Source organism: Mesorhizobium sp. LNHC252B00, assembly GCF_000502955.1.
Classification (GTDB): domain Bacteria; phylum Pseudomonadota; class Alphaproteobacteria; order Rhizobiales; family Rhizobiaceae; genus Mesorhizobium.
On record NZ_AYWO01000006.1, the window covers coordinates 99,701 to 116,231 of the forward strand.

Below are 16,531 nucleotides of genomic sequence, written 5' to 3' on the forward strand. Positions count from 1 at the left end.
ACGGCTTGTGGTCGGGTTAGGCGTGATGAAGCACTTCGCCTAACTCCCCTATGTCGATCTCTTGGCCGCATATGGGGCAAATCACGAAATGCTCCGCTTCAGGCTTGTAAGGCGCGTCATGGTCGGTCCCTTTGTGGCAGACCGCGATGTTCCTTGCTGGCGGCCGGTCACGAAGAACTTTCGTCAATTCGGCGCGGGCTAGATCGACCTTAGACTTCCGTCGAGCGTCGTTCATCCACTGCAACGTCGGTCGGGGCATTTTTGTCGCCGGCCTGACCATTTTCCCGACGCCGGGAAAATGATCCCAAACCAAGGACCATCGCTATGTCTGCCCTCCCTCTGTCGGCGAAAGCCGTCTGGAGGCCACTTCGTGCGACCGAAATCAGGATCATCGACAACTGGCCCGATGTCCTGAAGCGGGCTTGGTCGGTTCGCATCCTTGCGATTGCCGGCATTCTCTCCGGCGCTGAAGCGGTCTTGCCGCTCTACAGCGATCGGTTCCCGCCAAACGTCTTCGCCTCCCTTCTCTTCGTCACGATCGGCGCGGCGCTCATCGCCCCTTTGTGGCGCAACAACCAAAGGATCAAACCAATGAAAAGTCGTTATCTCCAGACCGGCGCAGCGGGACTTGCTTTGCTGGCCGCCGCCACCGCTTACACCGGGTCGTGGGAGGGGACGAAGTATGTCCCTTACTACGATGTCGGCCTTGTCCTTACCGTGTGTCGCGGCCATACCGGGATCACGAATATCGTTTCCCGGTAAGCGCTAGACGCCGGCCGAATGCGACGCCATCACGGCGAAGGATATCGTCAACCATGAGAAGCGCATGGTGGCGTGCGCTCCACGAATGCGCCAACAGTGATCAGAAGCGGGTCCAGATCCAGCGGGACGCGACCGCCGCCAGTCTTCTTCCGCATTCCTGACTACGGGGGTCAGAAGCGGGAGCGCAACCGCGACTTGGAAGCCAACATCATTCGACCGCTGAAAAAAGGGCGCGGTCCGTGACGGCGCCCTGAATTGACGGGTTCAACGCTTCCCACCAGCCTTGTCGAGCATACCAGTCGTCAATGTCGCGGTGTACGCGATCCTTCTCAATGCCATAGCGCTCCTGGATTTTGCCTTCGAGCTGATCGCGCTTACCGGCGATGCGGTCGAGATCATCATCAGTGAGTTTGCCCCACTGTTCCTTGACCTTACCTTTGACCTGCTTCCAATTTCCTTCGACGCGGTTCCAATCCATGGTGGCGACCTCGTTGGAAAAACGGTCGTATGGCCGTGAGGTTCCGCTACAATACCGCAGAAGCGACAACCGCGACTGAAGCCGACGTTCGATACGGCTTGACCAAACATAAGCAACCTCTAACGTTTGTGATTGCGGCAAGCGATGCTCACCCCATCACTGCCGAAGATCGGGATTTCACCGGCCCGATCGGCCCGCGCCTCCCGCAAGTGGCGCGGGCTCAATTGCACAAGAGATGCAAAGACCGACCATGGCTTTGGATGGCCAAAGAAATTGGCGACAAGGTGCGGATCGAGACGATCACGACGGTTTGTCCATTTTCGTACCGTCTAATATTTCAGGAAACTCGGTCGGCTTTTTTACGTTTATGGATCGCCAGCATTTCATAGTCCCCCTCGCTGGTATCTAAGAGGCCCGTCACCTCTCCCGGAGGTGGCGGGCTTTTGCGCCTGCTGGAACGGTTTGTTGGGTCGGCTCGCCGCCAGCGGCGGGCCGGAGGGCTGGTTCAGTCGTAGACCTTGACAATCTTGCGAGTGCCAGGATCGACAAGAACCGTCCGATTGTCGATCACGACATAGCGGTATTTAACGTTCGGAACTTCGTGAAGCTCGACGGTGTCTGGCAGCGATGAGCCGATATTGAGTTCCACGCCGGGAACCTTCACCGATGCCAAAGGCTGCTTCTTCACATACTCGTGGATGACCGTGTCCTGCTCAGGCGTAATGACCACGTCCTCGGCTGCGGCCGCGCCGATACCTGCGAGGAGCAGAAACGCCGCAACGGCGCCGGTAAGGTGCATTCTCATGTTTTCCTCCTATGAGATCGACGCAGAACTCCGCGCCAGCCAACCAAACTTCGAGCAGGTGCAGGCGTTCCCCGACAGGGCTTCGGTCCCACGGGACATGGGGCCAAAGTCTGATAGCAAAACGCAATAGTCTTACCCATGACGTTGCGTGGAACAGCTTACTTTCGCGGGTGTTGTTTCTCGGAAAAGTCGGAGAAATCAGATGGATAGAAGTGTCAGTCAAGCGCGCTGGGTGCTCTCGCCGCTATTTGGGACCGTCACCTTTTTCTCGCGATCGCTGGATGACAATCTTGTAGATCGGCGCAGCTACGTCTCTTCCTGCGCCGATAAGGGTTCGCTCGCTTCTGCCGAGAGGCGTGCGAACCCTCTATCTTCAACGATGCGTATGAGGCGACCCTAATGTTAAGCGACAAAGAAACCCGGTCTCTAGAGGCAGGCATGCTCCTGGCAGTGCCGTACTGCGTGGCGGTCACGGCGCTGATCGCTATCTTCGCCTTGGCCTTTTGACGGACAATGGTTCGCATGAACCGCTTCCTTTTCGTCGCGGCCGACTTTCTTTCCCGGCCCCCCGGGTTTTATGTGATGCTCATAGCCATGGTGCTTTGCACAGCGCTGGTACCTTTTGGCCTGACAAACACGGTTACGTATGCCCTGTCGGTCGCGGCCATCGTGATCACTGGTGTTGTCCTGATACAGGGCTATCGCGACACCGCCGCCATCCACGCCAAACTCGATGAGATCATCGTTGCACTTGAGGAAACCAGAAACGACGTTGTCGGGCTGGAGCATGCCGACCCGGAGGAGATCAGGGAAAAGGTTGTGAAGCTCGAAGAAGAAGCAGCGAAAGCATCTGGCCCATTCCAATCAGCTATTAGCTAAGCACGAGCTTTCGGAAGCAATAGGAGGCAGATCATGAATAATATCATCTGGCTCGTTGGAGCGGTGGTCGTCGTATTATTGATACTGAGCTTTTTTGGCCTTCGGTAAGTCTACGTCGCGTCCTCAACGCCATGCGGATAGCTATCTAGGTATCGAAGACGCTCCTGGGATTGGCCGCAGTCGATGCAAAGTGCCTTGGGCGGCGCTGCGCCGAGTTGTGACCCAGTGAGGCAGGTTTGCTTTCGCTTTCCGCTGCGCGCGCGCAACAGGATGACGCGCGGACCGAGCGAATATGTCAGAAACCCCGCAACTGGGGCAAGATAAGAGATCGGACCCTCGCGGCTCGCTGACGTGGCAGGATCGAACGCGAAACGCGTTTCTACATCACCTCGCTAGTTCTCGTGGCCAATCTGATTGGCCCTCTCATCCGCGACCATTGGGCCGTCGAAAACTCGACATGGTCTTCCGCGATGACGAGTGCCGCCTGCGAACAGACCATGCCCCCGCAAACTTCACCACCATAAAACACATGGCTCTCAATCTCATACGACGAGCGCATGGGAAGGATTCGTTGCGATTGACACGAAAAGTGGCGGCCTGGGACGACGAATTCCTCGTAAGCGTCATCTCACGATAATCAACTCACCCGATCCCCCTGGAGCCAGCCCTTAGCCATAGGAAATAGTTACCCTAGAAATCGCTCTGTGTGCCAAACGATCCTGCCGCCGGCCTCACGGGTGCTCTGGACCATGACGACACTCTTGAGGCCAGGCCATTGATGGCTCCTTTGAAGCCAGTCGATATCGTGGATAACCGTGATGTCTCGGGTCTCGATGCGACCGTGATCGCCATCGACCGTGCTGGCGCGGCTCACGGTGGTGTCCTTGAAATTGCGGGCTTTTTGCTCGGCGGCAAAGAGTTCGACGTCGCTGGCAGAACCAATGGGAACGGTCGCCTTGATTTGACGAAGCCTGCATGCTGCTCGCTCACGCGGCACTCCCATGGGCTCGTGGCTCATGACGAAAAGATTCCACAGGCGCCTTGACGATCAAGAGAAATGTTCTCTATTCGTTCTCATGGCGCACGATCCGATCGACACGCTGGGAAAGGCGACCCGGCACAATATGCTCGTCAAGGCGGAGTGCAGTTGCGGCAATGTCCGTTATTGCCGTTCGGCCGACCTGATGATGGTCTATGGGGCGGTGTCGATCCTCTAAAACTGAAATTCGATTGCAGCCAGTGCAAGCCAGAAATCAAGATCACGCTGCTTGAGATCCATCCGGAGCACCTGCCGAAGCTGTTGATGATCCACAAGCCGATGAAGGTCGACGGCACTCTGCCGACCATCAGGCAGATCCTGAAATGACCCAGAAAAACAACCGTTTCCGCCAACGCACCGGCATCGCAAGCTACATCGTCCATCCAGTGCATCCTCCAAAGAATCAGATGCTCTCGACAGATTCAGCTCCTAAACCCCTTGTCACGCGTTAACTCACCCGATTGCCCTGCCGCAACTGTAGTATTAGACCGCTTACCACGCGACTTCACGTCGGGGCTTGCGCTGATGGCAGGGCGTGCGGCTAGTATGCTGTCAGATCATTGGACTTTGAAGGGCCAAGCAATGCCGCCGAGCGAAATGACCACCCACGAGCCGAGCGAGCAAACTGTTCTCTCTGTTCGAAATCTGACCGTCCGCCTGCCAAAGAACATGGAGCGGCAGAACGCGGTCGAAAACATATCCTTCGACATGCGGAAGGGTGAGATGCTCTGCATCGTCGGCGAATCCGGCTCCGGCAAGTCCGTCACCGCAAACGCGATCATGGGCCTGCTGCCGTCTTCGGTGCGGATCGCGCAGGGAAGCATCCGCTTCAAGGGTCACGATCTCGCCAGCGCCGCGGAAGACGTGATGCGCAGTCTGCGTGGCCGTTCGGTCTCCATCATCTTCCAGGATCCGCTTTCCGCGCTCAATCCGCTGATGACTGTCGGCCAGCAGGTGGCGGAGGTCATGGAAGCACACCGGTCCGGCACCTCGGCGACCCGCGCCAAGGCGGTTGTCGACCTGCTTGGCGAAGTCGGCCTGCCGGAACCGGAGGTCTTGCGCCACCAGTATCCGTTCCAGCTCTCTGGCGGGCAACGCCAGCGCGTCATGATCGCCATGGCGCTGGCGCTCAAGCCTGATCTTTTGATCGCCGACGAGCCGACCACCGCTCTCGACGTAACCACCCAGGCGCAGATACTTGCCTTGATCCGGCGGCTGCAGCGCGAAAGGAACATGAGCGTCATGTTCATCACGCACGATTTTGGCGTCGTCGCGGAAATCGCCGATCGCGTCATCGTCATGGAGAAAGGCGCGATGGTCGAACAAGGCGCCGCCGCCGCCGTTCTGGGCAATCCAAGCCATCCCTACACCAGGCGGCTGATCGCCGCCGTCCCGCATATGATCGAGAGCGAAACGAAGGCGCGTGAGGATACTCCGATCGTGCTGGAGGTGCAGAAACTCGACAAGACATATCGGCCGGGCATCGGTTTCTTCTCGAGGTCCCGCATCGTGCACGCCGTCAAGCAGGTCAGCTTTGAGGTTCGCCAGGGCAGAACGCTCGGCATCGTCGGCGAGTCCGGCTCGGGGAAATCGTCGCTGGGCCGCGTCCTGCTGAAACTCCTGGACAGCGACGGAGGCAGCATCCTGTTCGACGGCAAGGATATCGCGGCGCTTTCGGACTCCGAGTTCCGACCGATGCGGCCGCACATCCAGATGATCTTCCAGGATCCGTTCGCCTCGCTCAATCCGCGCCAGACGATCGCCAAGATCCTCACCGTCGGCCCGATGGCGCACGGCCTGTCGGCCCCGGAAGCGCGCGCGAAGGCGCTGCGGCTGCTGCGTCTGGTCGGCCTCGACGAGGGTGCCTACGACCGCTTTCCGCACGAATTCTCTGGCGGCCAGCGTCAGCGGATCGGCATCGCACGAGCCCTGATGATGGACCCCAAGGTCCTGGTCGCCGACGAAGCGGTCTCGGCTCTCGATGTCTCCATCCAGGCGCAGATTCTCGATCTGCTGGCGAGCATCCAGGAAGAAATAAAGATCGCCATGATCTTCATCACTCACGACCTGCGGGTGGCAAGCCGGATCTGCGACGAAATTCTGGTGATGAACCGCGGCGAAGTCGTGGAGTGTGGCCCGCCGTCGCAGATATTCCGGTCGCCACATCACCCCTATACGAGGCAACTGATCTCCGCCATTCCCGGCAAGGATTGGATCCCGGCGGCTTGAGCCGCGGCCACCCTGAAGCTCTCCTCCCCTGAACAATAGATGACCGTGCCGACAAAGGCGCGGCCGCATGTCTGCTCCTTGATCAGGCTGCCGATGCGTGCCGCGCCGGTCTCCTGCTGAGCGGAATAGTTGCGTTTGTCCACTAAAAGTAGTTGCATTTATCCACTACTCGCTCAATCATACCCTGGAGATCTCGATGAAGGCTGTCCACGACAGCCTCTGGAGAGTGTTCGATGCCGGTGAAGAAGAACAAAGGTCCGCCTTATCCTGTCGAGACGGTCGGGCTGGATGTCCTCGAAGACACGTTGAGCTTTTATATCCGCAGCATCAACATAGCGCTTTCTCGCGATCTCGATGACCGCCTGGAAGGTCTCGATGTTGCCCGGGGAACGGGCAAGATCACCACCCTGCTCCTTGTCGACAGCCATCCAGGAATACGGCCATCGGTCATCGCGCAGCTCATTATGCGCGATCGCTCCGCCATGGGCAGGCTGGTCGACCAGATGATCGATCACGAACTGATCACGCGTCAGGCTGCGCCGGACGATGGACGCGCACAGGAGCTCCACATCACCCAAAAGGGGGCAGACCTTGCCCGCAAGGTGCGCAAGATCGCCACCAAGCAATCCAGCGATTTCTTCGCCGATGTGCCTGAGAAAGACCAGAAGCGTCTGCTGGACATATTGCGGCGTGTCTATCGCCGCACCGCGGGACTCGACCAATGAGGAAACCCGCGGGAATCCGAGCCGGCCAGCGTGTGGCACTCGTGTCCGGTGCCAGCCGCGGCATTGGTGCGGCTTGCGCCCGGCACCTGTTCGAGACGGGCTGGACATTGTCGCTTGGCATGCGCGCATCGGTGCAGCCCGACTGGGCCGATAGCGAACGCGTCCGCGTGTTCCCGTACGATGCCGCGGAAGCCGGCAGTGAACAAACGTGGGTCGACGGCACCATTGATGCCTTCAACCGGATCGACGCGGTTGTCGCCAGCGCCGGCATCATGATTCCGAAGTCGGTCATCGACATCGACGACGCGGATCTCGATCTGATGTTCGAGATCAACGTCAAGGCTCCGCGCCGTCTGGTGCGCGCGTCATGGGCGTCGCTTGCGGCGAGCCCCGCGGGCCGGGTGATCATACTGGCCTCGTTGTCTGGCAAGCGGGTCAAGTCCGTGACCGCGGGATCCTACTCGATCTCCAAATTTGCCGCAGTCGCGCTGGCCCACGGCATTCGGCAGGCGGGGTGGGACCTCGGAATTCGGGCCACTGCCGTCTGTCCAGGTTTCGTCGCCACCGACATGGCCCGCGGCATCACCGATCGCTCCGATGCGCTGATGACCGATCCGGACGACCTCGCACGGATCATCGGCTTGCTTCTCGATCTGCCCGATCATGCGAGCGTCGCGGAATTTTCTATCAATTGCCAGCTCGAGGAGTCCTACTGAGCATGCCCGGACCGTTCGTCGTCCCCGTCCATGGAGATACCGAGCTGCCAAAGGAGGTCGACTGTGTCGTCGTCGGCGGCGGCATCATCGGCACCGCGACGGCACTTGAACTGGCCGAGACAGGCTTGCGGGTCGCCCTGTGCGAGAAGGGCGGGATCGGACAGGAGCAGTCCAGTCGCAACTGGGGCTGGGTTCGCATTTCCCGGCGGGATCCACGCGAGGTTCCGCTGATGGCGGAGGCCTTGCGCATATGGGCGAGGCTCTCCGAACGGACCGGACGAGACACTGGCTATGCCCGGGCCGGAATTGTGTTCACATGCGCGGACGACAAGGAATACGAACAGCACGAGCGCTGGGGACGCCATCTCGAAGGCTATCAGTTCGAGTCGCGAATGATCGGCCCGGGTGAACTGCGTGACCTCCTCCCCGGCTCCAATCTCGACGTCAAAGGGGCGCTCTACACGCCCGCCGACGGTCGCGCCGAGCCGCAGAAGGCCGCGCCTGCAATTGCCGAAGCCGCACGAGACCGCGGCGCCGCCATACTGACGGAATGCGCCGTGCGCGGCGTGGAGACGACGAATGGCGCCGTCTCGGGCGTGGTGACCGAACGCGGCTTCATTGCCTGCAAGGCGGTCGTCCTTGCCGGAGGGGCCTGGTCGAACCTGTTTTGCGGAACGCTTGGTCTCGATCTGCCGCAGTTGAAGGTCATGAACACGGTTCTTCGCACGACGCCGGTCGAGAACGGGCCGGACCAGGCCGTGTGGGCAAAAAACTTCGCCATACGCAAGCGCCAGGACGGTGGCTACACCGTCGCCTCCAGCATGAGCAATGTCGTCGACCTCGTGCCGAACTCCTTTCGCTATGCGCGCGATTTTCTTCCGGCCTGGAAGACAGAGTGGCGATCGCTGCAATTCCGCCTGGGCGGTCGTTTCCTAGACGAGGCAAGGATGCCGACCCGCTGGGCGATGGATGAGGCGAGCCCCTTCGAATACTGCCGCGTGCTCGATCCAAAGCCTTCCAAGAAAAGCTCGGAGCGCGTCCTTGCAAATGCCCGCAAAGCATTTCCGGCTCTGGAAAAGGCACAGGTGGCGCAGCGCTGGGCCGGCTATATCGACGTCACGCCCGACGCCATTCCCGTCATTTCGGCGGTCGACAGCGTTCCCGGCTTTCACGTGGCGACCGGTTTCTCGGGCCATGGTTTCGGCATCGGCCCCGCGGCAGGCAGGCTGATGGCCGATATCGTCACCGGACGGCCGCCGATCGTCGATCCCAAGGACTTCCGGTGGTCGCGGTTCTCGGACGGATCGAAGGTCGCGCCGATCACTGGATTATAAGCGCTCCGACAAGAGAGCGTGACGCAGCGAAAGTGGAACACTATGAAAAGGAGCCTCCAATGTCAGACAAGAGCAGCAGCAGCATAATCTTTCGACCGACGCGTCGTCAGGCGCTTGGAATGGCAATCGCCGGTGTCGCCGGCCTCACCATGCCCAACCTGACGGGAGCAGGCAGGGCCTTTGCGGCAACCCCGCCGAGCGAACCCAAGGGACAGGTGATCGTCGGCTTTTCCCAGGAGCCCACCGTCTTCAACCCGCATTTGCCCCATATCGAGGTCGACGAGGGCATTCACTTCAGCGTCTTCGATCCGCTGTTTGGTGTCGATCCCAAGGGCAATTTCTTCCCCGCGCTCGCCAAGGAGGTGCCTACCGTCGAAAACGGCGGCATCTCGGCCGACGGGCTCGAGTGGCACGTCAAGCTGCGCGACGACGTGAAGTGGCATGACGGACAGCCGTTCACCGCCGAGGACGTTAAGTTCACGCTCGAACTGCTGGTTGACCCGAAGTTTCGCAGCTGGCGACGCGCCGGCCACGAACTTGTCCAGGACCTGACTGTTGTCTCGCCAACCGAGATCAAATGGAAGATGAAGGAGCCTTACGCGCCCTACCCGTCGATCCTGGCCGCGACCTTCATCGTTCCCAAACATGTGCTCGGTGCGGCGGAGGACAAGAACAGCGCGCCGTTCAACAATGCCCCGATCGGCACTGGCCCGTTCAAATGGGTGGAACGCATGGCCGGCGACCATATCGAACTGGCCGCCAACACCGACTACTTCGCCGACGGCCCCTACCTGAAGAGCCTGATCTACAAGTACATTCCGGATCTGACCGTTCTCTACACCCAGTTCAAAACCGGTGATATCGACGTCATCGGACTACAGTGGATCACAGCCGACCACTATGAGGAAGCCAAGGCATTGAGCGGAACGTCGGTCGCCGTCATTCCCGCCGCCACGGTCGAATCGCTCAGCTTCAACATGGAGCGCCCGCAGTTCAAGGAACTCGCCGTTCGCCAGGCGCTGTATTATGCGCTGGACAAGAAGACGATCATCGACGCCCTCTACTACGGGCTGCCGGCCCCAACCGAAACCTACATGCCGCAGCAGTCCTTCTACTACAATCCGGATTTGCCGAAGCAGGAATACGACGTGGACAAGGCAAAGAAACTGCTGGACGACGCGGGGTGGGTCCCCGGTGCGGACGGCATCCGCGTCAAGGACGGTGTCCGCCTCTCGTTCAAGAATTCGACCACGGCAGGCAATCATATCCGCGAGCAGGCGCAGCAGTTCATCCAGCAATCATATCGCGACATCGGCGTCGAGGTGGTGATCTCCAACCTGCCGCCGGCCGTGATGTGGGGCGACTACTGGATGAAGTCGGAATTCGATTCCGTCGTCGTCGGCATCAACTTTCTGACGGGCTCCGATCCCGACACTTCGGACTATCTCAGCTCGAAGTCGATTCCGGCCAAGGGTGGTGCCGGCCAGAATACCTGGCAGTATGCCAGCCCGGAGGTGGACAAGCTGCTCGAATCCGGTGGCGTTGAATTCGTGCCGGAGAAGCGCAAGCAAGCCTACCTGAAAATCCAGGAGACCGTACGCAACGACCTGCCATTCCTGCCGATGTTCCAATACGCGACGGTGCGCGGACACAAGTCCGGTGTCGAAGGCGTCGAGCCGAACATCAATGTACGCATCGACTCCTGGGACGTGGCCACCTGGCACTGGGCATAGTGCCGGAATAGGCCGAGCCGGCCATCACCGGCTCGGCCTGCATAGCCGACAAGGCGCCTCTGGCGCGACTGTATCTACGGACACCAAAACGGAGACAACCGGCATGCTTGGCTATCTGCTGGGACGCTTCTGGCAAAGTCTCGTCCTGCTCCTGCTGGTCTCGGTGATTGGCTTTGCCGTCCTGAACCTGGCTCCGGGCGGACCGCTCTCGCAATTCACCCTCACGCCAGGAATGACGCAGGCCGATCTTGACCGGATCGCCACGCAAATGGGACTCAATCGCCCCCTTCCCATCCAGTACCTCGACTGGCTGAGCCACCTGCTTCGCGGTGACTGGGGTCATTCCTACCGGGACGGCAGGCCCGTGCTTGATATCATCTGGGAGCACCTTGTCGCGACATTGCTGCTGATGGGCGTATCGACCGCGATCGCCATCTTTGTAGGCACGTGGATAGGTGTCCTGGGCGCGCTTAGACGATACTCGATCTTCGACTACGCAGCGACGGTCGGCGCGATGGTGGCACTGTCGATCCCGACCTTCTGGTTCGGGTTGATCGCGATTTACATATTCTCGCTGCGGCTCAGATGGCTGCCGGCCGGCAACATGTACACGATCGGCAATGGCTCGCTCGGCGACTACGCGATCCATCTCATCATGCCGAGCATCGTTCTTGCGCTGGTTAATGTCGCCGTGTGGAGCCGCTACATGCGCACCGCCACGCTCGACGTCATCAGTCAGGATTTTGTCCGAACGGCCCGGGCCAAGGGGCTGAGTTCCCGGCGCGTATTGATCCGCCACATCCTCCGAAACGCCCTGCTGCCGATGATCACCCTGCTGGGGCTGCAGCTGCCAACGATACTGGGTGGGGCGCTGGTGACGGAAACGGTCTTTACCTGGCCCGGCATGGGACGGCTGTTCCTCGATAGCCTCGGTTACAGCGACTACCCCGTCGTGATGGGTCTGCTGATGATGTCCGCGGTTCTTGTCCTGGTCGGCAATCTGGCCGCGGACCTCACCGTCGCATTCGTCGATCCGCGCATTCGATTGAGCTGAGGACGAATAGATGACCCAGTCGGATTTCCTCATCCCCACCCACGCCAGGCACCGCTGGTGGCAAAGCCGCTCCGTGCGCCGATTTGCCCGTCACCGACTGGCGATGTTCGGCCTGGTGATGATCGTCGTTCTGGTGTTGGCCTGCGTCTTCGGCCCCTTGCTGCTGCCCTTTGACGATCTCTACATCGACCTGCGTGGCCGGTTCTCGCCGCCGTTCACGGGCTATCATTTCTTCGGCACCGATCCGCTCGGCCGCGACATCGCGGCGCGGCTCTTCATGGCTGGACGCATTTCGCTCCTGGTCGGCTTCGCTGCGATGGTCATCAGCACAGTCTTTGGAACCGTGCTCGGTATCGCTGCCGGCTTCTTCGGCGGCCGCATCGGCACGGTGCTGATGCGTTTCGTCGACGCGATGCTGTCCTTTCCCAACATCTTCCTACTGCTGGCGATGGCGGCCTTCATCAAGCCGAGCCCGATCATGATCACTCTGATCATCGCAGCAACGAGCTGGATGGAAATCGCGCGCATCGTCGAGGCGGAAGTGCGATCGCTGCGCGAACGCGACTTCGTCGTCGCCGCCCGCATGCTGGGCTTGAGCAACAGCCACATCATGTTTCGCGAACTGTTGCCCAATGCGATCGGCCCGATCATCGTCGCGGCCACGCTTACCGTAGCCCGCGCCATCCTTCTGGAAGCCTATGTCAGCTTCCTCGGCTACGGCATCCAGCCTCCGCTGCCGAGTTGGGGCAACATGCTGAACGGCGCCCAGCAGTATCTCGACAGCGCGCCGTGGCTGGCAATCGTTCCCGGTGCCGCCATTACCCTGGCAGTCACCAGTTTCAACTTCATCGGCGACGGCTTGCGCGATGCGCTCGACGCTCGAAGCGACATGCTGTGAAGCCGCCCGGAATGGCAAGGTTTTCGCCGTTTGAAGTCTCGCTCTGGTATGCGACCGCAGCGCCGCCGCCAGAGACCAGCCCACTGCAAGGACGCAGGCGGGCGGACGTGTGCATCGTCGGCGGCGGCTACACCGGGTTGACCACCGCACTCGATCTAGCCCGTGATGGCATAGACGTGGTTCTGCTCGAAGCCCAGGAGATCGGGTTCGGCGGCTCGGGCCGCAATGCCGGCCACTGCACGCCAACCTTCACCCACTACAGCCTGCCCGAACTGCGTGCCATGCTGGGCGACCCGTGGGCCGAAAGGCTGATCGCCCGGCAGACAGGAGCCAATAGACAAGTCGCCGGGATGATCGAGCGCTACGGCATCGATTGCGAATGGCAACAGAACGGCTACGTCATGGGCGCGCTTACGCCAGGCGCTGTCGTCAAGCTCGAGGCAAAGGCGCAGCAGTACAATGCCGTCGGCGCCAAGACGCGGGTGCTCGACAGACAGGCGACTGAGGAAATCACCGGCAGTCCGCGATATCATGGCGGCTGGTTTCATTCCGAGGCTGGTCACCTCAATCCATTGGGATACGCCAGAGGCCTGGCCCGTGCCGTCATGGAGGAAGGTGGTACAATCCACACGGGGTCGCCGGTCCGCGACGTCGTGCGGCAGGATGGTGCTTGGGCAGTGGACGCCGGTGAAGGAACCGTCGTCGCCGACAAGATCATCTTTGCGACCGGCGCCTACACCGTCGACGGATGGCCCGGCCTCGACCAGACCTACAAGATCCAGAGGGTGTTCGTCGCCGCCACCCAACCGCTGACCGCCAGCGAACGCCAAACCATCCTGCCGCGCAATACCACGATGCATGACGGCCGCGGCGACATCTTCGTCTACAAGTACAACACCGAGGGACGCATCGTCGCCTCGATGTTCCCAATGGGCCGTCGTGGAAGGGACATGGCGTTCACACACCGCCTCATGTCCGATCGCCTGCGCTGGCTTCATCCGCAGATCAGCAGCGACCTGAGATGGGAGTATTTCTGGTTCGGCGAGCTGGACATGCAGAAGCGCACCATCCCGCGATTCTATGAGCTCGCGCCGGGCGTCGTCGCCCTGACAGGACTGTCCGGTCGTGGCGTGCCGACCGGAAGCATGCTCGGCGGCATACTCGGCGAATGGGCGAAGGGCGTCCCTGAAAAAGACCTGTCGCTGAAGCTCGAACCACTCCGGCGGGCACCCTTCTTCATGTCGTTCGCTCCTGCCGCGATGTTACGGTACTGTCGCGTCTCGGACTGGCTGCGGGCAAAGGCCAGCGGGTCTCAACTCCCACCCCACGCCTAGCCAGGGTCGAATGGAAGATTTCGCGACGCCTTTCGGATCTGAGTCTGGCACTGGCATACAAAGGTATGCGCCACTCGATCGATCGACCTTGTTCCGGCGGAAACCGGCACCCGAGCTGGTCAAGCCCCACAAGACACACCAAGGAACGTCTGACCCAAATCAAGCTCCTTGCGCGGCGGACGGCTTTATGGCCCCGACAGAAAGGGAAGCCGCAGTCAATTCTGCTTCGACAGAAGGGAACAAAGTTTGACCACGGGATATAGCAGCAAAAGCTGCCGCCAAACCCGAACGTGGCAACGACAGCCGCTGGTTCCAGCGGCGAGCCTGACCTGGTGGCGGGTCGACCATGGCTCGAGCGCCCGGCTACCTGCGGTGTCAGTGAAGCGGCCGACGAACTCGCGGAATTCGCATCTGGTTGAAGCCCGCATGGCAAGCGCACCGACGCCCGGTTCTACAGGAGTACTCGCCACGACGGACGTCGGGGGTTCGCTCTGGAATTCTTAAGTTGAACACGCTATATGACCACCTACATGGTCAGGAGAATGTCATGGATGTGATCAATCTGGCAGAAGCCAAGGCCCATCTGAGCGAGTTGGTCGACCGGGTCGAGGCAGGCCATTCAATCGACATCACTCGGCGCGGCAAGCCGGTTGCACGGCTCACCGCCGTGGCCAATCCTCGCAAACCAATCGACGCTGCCCTGCTCCGGTCTCTGACGGCGATTATGCCGCCGCAGACTGAAAGCGCTGCTGACCTGGTGCGCGCGATGCGGGACGGCGACCGCTACTGATGCTTTATCTAGACACGTCGCTGATCGTCGCGGCGCTCTCCAATGAAGCGATGACGCCGCGCGTCCAGACTTGGCTGGCGGAGCAGGATGTGGCGCAGCTTCTGATCAGCGACTGGACCATCACCGAGATGTCTTCGGCCATGGCGATCAAGCTGCGGACCAGCCAGATCAGCCTTGAACAGCGCGCTGGGGCGCTCGCCATGTTCAACAAGCTGGTCGCCGAGAGCTTCACCGTGCTCGGCGTGACTGGCGGGCAATTCCGGACCGCGGCGAAGTTTGCCGATCAGCATATGCTTGGGCTTCGGGCCGGCGATGCGCTGCATCTCGCCATTGCATCGGAGCATGGCGCCACGGTGCACACGCTCGACCAGCGCCTCGGCAAGGCCGGTCCGGCGCTCGGCGTGCCGACGCGGTTGCTGACATGAAGCGGGCCCTCCCCACTCTACCCTTGTCTGAGGCATCCATGGCCGGTGACTGGAGCGAAGAGCAGAATGAGGCGATCGTCGCGGATTATCTCACGATGCCGGGAGCGGAATGGCAGCTTTAGAGAGCGATTTCATTGACGAAATTCAGCTGTTGGGGAATCCCATGCTTTCGCAGACTATCCGCGAATCTAGACGACGTAGAATGAGCTCCGCCCGACGGACCGGGCCAGCAGTCGAGGTGACCGCTTACTCCGTCGCAATATTCTCGAGGAATGTCGCCGGCGGCACGAAGAACAGAGTGCCGGTGATGGCGCGGCTGAAATCCAGCAGCCGGTCGTAGTTGCCTGGCGGCCGGCCAACGAACATGTTCTCCAGCATCTGCTCTATTCTGCGCGGCGAGCGGGCGTAGCCGATGAAATACGTGCCGAATTCACCCTTGCCGACGTCGCCGAACGGCATGTTGTCGCGCACGATCTGCAACTGCTCTCCGTCCTCGACGATCGTGGTCAGCGCATTGTGCGCGAAGATCGGTTTCACGGCATCGTCGAGTTCGATATCAGAGAGTTTTTTTCTGCCGACAATTCCCTCCTGCTGCTCGATGGGAAGCGTGTTCCAGGCTTTCAGATCATGCAGGTACTTCTGCACGATCACGTAGCTTCCTCCCGCAAAGGAGGGGTCCTCCTCACCGATGATCGTGGCCTTGACTGCGTCGTGATCCATCGGGTTTTCGGTCCCATCGACGAAACCGATCAGGTCGCGGTCATCGAAGTAATTGAAGCCGTGCACCTCATCCGCCACCGAAACCGCGCCATCGAGCCGCGACATGATCTGTGTCGCCAGTTCGAAGCAAAGGTCCATATGCGCGGCACGGATGTGAAACAGGATGTCGCCCGGCGTCGAGACAGCGTGATGCTGGCCATGGATCTCGCGAAATGGATGCAAGTCCTTCGGCCTGGGCGCTCCAAAGAAACGGTCCCATGCATCGGACCCAAACGCCATGACACATGACAACTGACCTTCAAGGTCACGGAACCCGATTGCGCGCAGGAGCGCGGAGAGATCGCCACACAAGGCGCGCACAGTTGCTTCGTTGTCCGGCCCGGATTTGACCGTCACGACGAGAAATATTGCGGCTCGCGTCAGTTGCGCGACGACCGGTTGCGAAACAGCAGATGGCACATTTGAGTCCACAATAGATCCTTTCGATATATCACTCGGAACGCCGCTGAGTTGACGGCAAAGGCGCGGAAATGCCGAGTTCAGATTTGCCCAATTCGAGGCAAGCCCAGGATCAGCTCTGCGACCAGCCGACCATCAGCTTGCCTCACCA

The 16,531-nt window shown here is 60.4% G+C and carries 16 protein-coding genes and 2 pseudogenes; 14 read left to right on the forward strand and 4 right to left on the reverse strand.

Annotation, left to right across the window (positions count from 1 at the left end; all coding sequences use genetic code 11):
• Positions 1-324: 324 nt before the first annotated feature.
• A complete protein-coding gene (locus X744_RS1000000170950) occupies positions 325-762 on the forward strand; it encodes a hypothetical protein (protein ID WP_023758769.1) in 438 nt (145 codons plus the stop codon).
• A gap of 277 nt (positions 763-1,039) precedes the next feature.
• Here the strand turns inward: X744_RS1000000170950 and X744_RS1000000171880 are convergent.
• Positions 1,040-1,240 (reverse strand): annotated as a pseudogene (locus X744_RS1000000171880) (CsbD family protein); the annotation flags it as partial.
• Between the two features lie 29 nt (positions 1,241-1,269).
• On the opposite strand from X744_RS1000000171880, the gene X744_RS159095 reads away from it, so the two are divergent.
• A complete protein-coding gene (locus X744_RS159095) occupies positions 1,270-1,629 on the forward strand; it encodes a hypothetical protein (RefSeq protein ID WP_023758771.1) in 360 nt (119 codons plus the stop codon).
• 116 nt (positions 1,630-1,745) lie between these two features.
• On the opposite strand, the gene X744_RS159090 is transcribed toward X744_RS159095, so the two are convergent.
• Positions 1,746-2,045 (reverse strand): DUF1236 domain-containing protein, encoded by a 300-nt coding sequence (locus X744_RS159090; RefSeq protein ID WP_031260057.1) that lies wholly within the window; start codon positions 2,043-2,045, stop codon positions 1,746-1,748.
• Between the two features lie 522 nt (positions 2,046-2,567).
• Here X744_RS159090 and X744_RS159085 point away from each other — a divergent pair.
• Complete coding sequence (locus X744_RS159085; RefSeq protein WP_023758775.1) at positions 2,568-2,924, forward strand: low affinity iron permease family protein; 357 nt, start codon at positions 2,568-2,570, stop codon at positions 2,922-2,924.
• Between the two features lie 730 nt (positions 2,925-3,654).
• On the opposite strand, the pseudogene X744_RS1000000175055 reads toward X744_RS159085, so the two are convergent.
• Positions 3,655-3,804 (reverse strand): annotated as a pseudogene (locus X744_RS1000000175055) (ISAs1 family transposase); the annotation flags it as partial.
• A 177-nt stretch (positions 3,805-3,981) separates the two neighbouring features.
• Between X744_RS1000000175055 and X744_RS01000000169555 the strand changes: the two are divergent.
• From X744_RS01000000169555 to X744_RS159030, 11 genes are all read left to right on the forward strand, one after another.
• Positions 3,982-4,290, forward strand: a complete 309-nt coding sequence (locus X744_RS01000000169555; RefSeq protein WP_245266552.1) for a hypothetical protein — start codon at positions 3,982-3,984, stop codon at positions 4,288-4,290.
• Positions 4,291-4,545: 255 nt separating this feature from the next.
• Positions 4,546-6,192, forward strand: a complete 1,647-nt coding sequence (locus X744_RS159075; protein ID WP_023758779.1) for an ABC transporter ATP-binding protein — start codon at positions 4,546-4,548, stop codon at positions 6,190-6,192.
• A gap of 233 nt (positions 6,193-6,425) precedes the next feature.
• A complete protein-coding gene (locus X744_RS159070; RefSeq protein WP_023758780.1) occupies positions 6,426-6,917 on the forward strand; it encodes a MarR family winged helix-turn-helix transcriptional regulator in 492 nt (163 codons plus the stop codon).
• Positions 6,914-7,633, forward strand: a complete 720-nt coding sequence (locus X744_RS159065; protein ID WP_023758781.1) for an SDR family NAD(P)-dependent oxidoreductase — start codon at positions 6,914-6,916, stop codon at positions 7,631-7,633. Before X744_RS159070 ends, X744_RS159065 begins: the two co-directional genes overlap by 4 nt.
• Positions 7,634-7,635: 2 nt before the next feature.
• Positions 7,636-8,967 carry an FAD-binding oxidoreductase gene (locus X744_RS159060; protein WP_023758782.1) on the forward strand — a complete coding sequence of 444 codons (1,332 nt, stop codon included), beginning with the start codon at positions 7,636-7,638 and terminating at the stop codon, positions 8,965-8,967.
• Between the two features lie 59 nt (positions 8,968-9,026).
• Positions 9,027-10,700, forward strand: a complete 1,674-nt coding sequence (locus X744_RS159055) for a peptide ABC transporter substrate-binding protein (protein WP_031260062.1) — start codon at positions 9,027-9,029, stop codon at positions 10,698-10,700.
• Between the two features lie 103 nt (positions 10,701-10,803).
• Complete coding sequence (locus X744_RS159050) at positions 10,804-11,754, forward strand: ABC transporter permease (protein WP_023758784.1); 951 nt, start codon at positions 10,804-10,806, stop codon at positions 11,752-11,754.
• A gap of 10 nt (positions 11,755-11,764) precedes the next feature.
• Positions 11,765-12,652 (forward strand): ABC transporter permease, encoded by an 888-nt coding sequence (locus tag X744_RS159045; RefSeq protein ID WP_031260063.1) that lies wholly within the window; start codon positions 11,765-11,767, stop codon positions 12,650-12,652.
• 11 nt (positions 12,653-12,663) lie between these two features.
• Positions 12,664-13,986: an FAD-binding oxidoreductase gene (locus tag X744_RS159040; protein WP_031260065.1), complete on the forward strand. Its 1,323-nt coding sequence runs from the start codon at positions 12,664-12,666 to the stop codon at positions 13,984-13,986.
• A 547-nt stretch (positions 13,987-14,533) separates the two neighbouring features.
• The gene (locus tag X744_RS159035; protein ID WP_023758787.1) at positions 14,534-14,776 is read left to right on the forward strand and encodes a type II toxin-antitoxin system prevent-host-death family antitoxin; all 243 of its coding nucleotides are present in this window, start codon (positions 14,534-14,536) and stop codon (positions 14,774-14,776) included.
• Complete coding sequence (locus X744_RS159030; RefSeq protein WP_023758788.1) at positions 14,776-15,201, forward strand: type II toxin-antitoxin system VapC family toxin; 426 nt, start codon at positions 14,776-14,778, stop codon at positions 15,199-15,201. Before X744_RS159035 ends, X744_RS159030 begins: the two co-directional genes overlap by 1 nt.
• A 246-nt stretch (positions 15,202-15,447) precedes the next feature.
• Here the strand turns inward: X744_RS159030 and X744_RS159025 are convergent, their stop codons facing one another.
• Positions 15,448-16,392, reverse strand: coding sequence for a Dyp-type peroxidase (locus tag X744_RS159025; protein WP_031260067.1), 945 nt, complete (start codon positions 16,390-16,392; stop codon positions 15,448-15,450).
• Positions 16,393-16,531 lie beyond the last annotated feature (139 nt).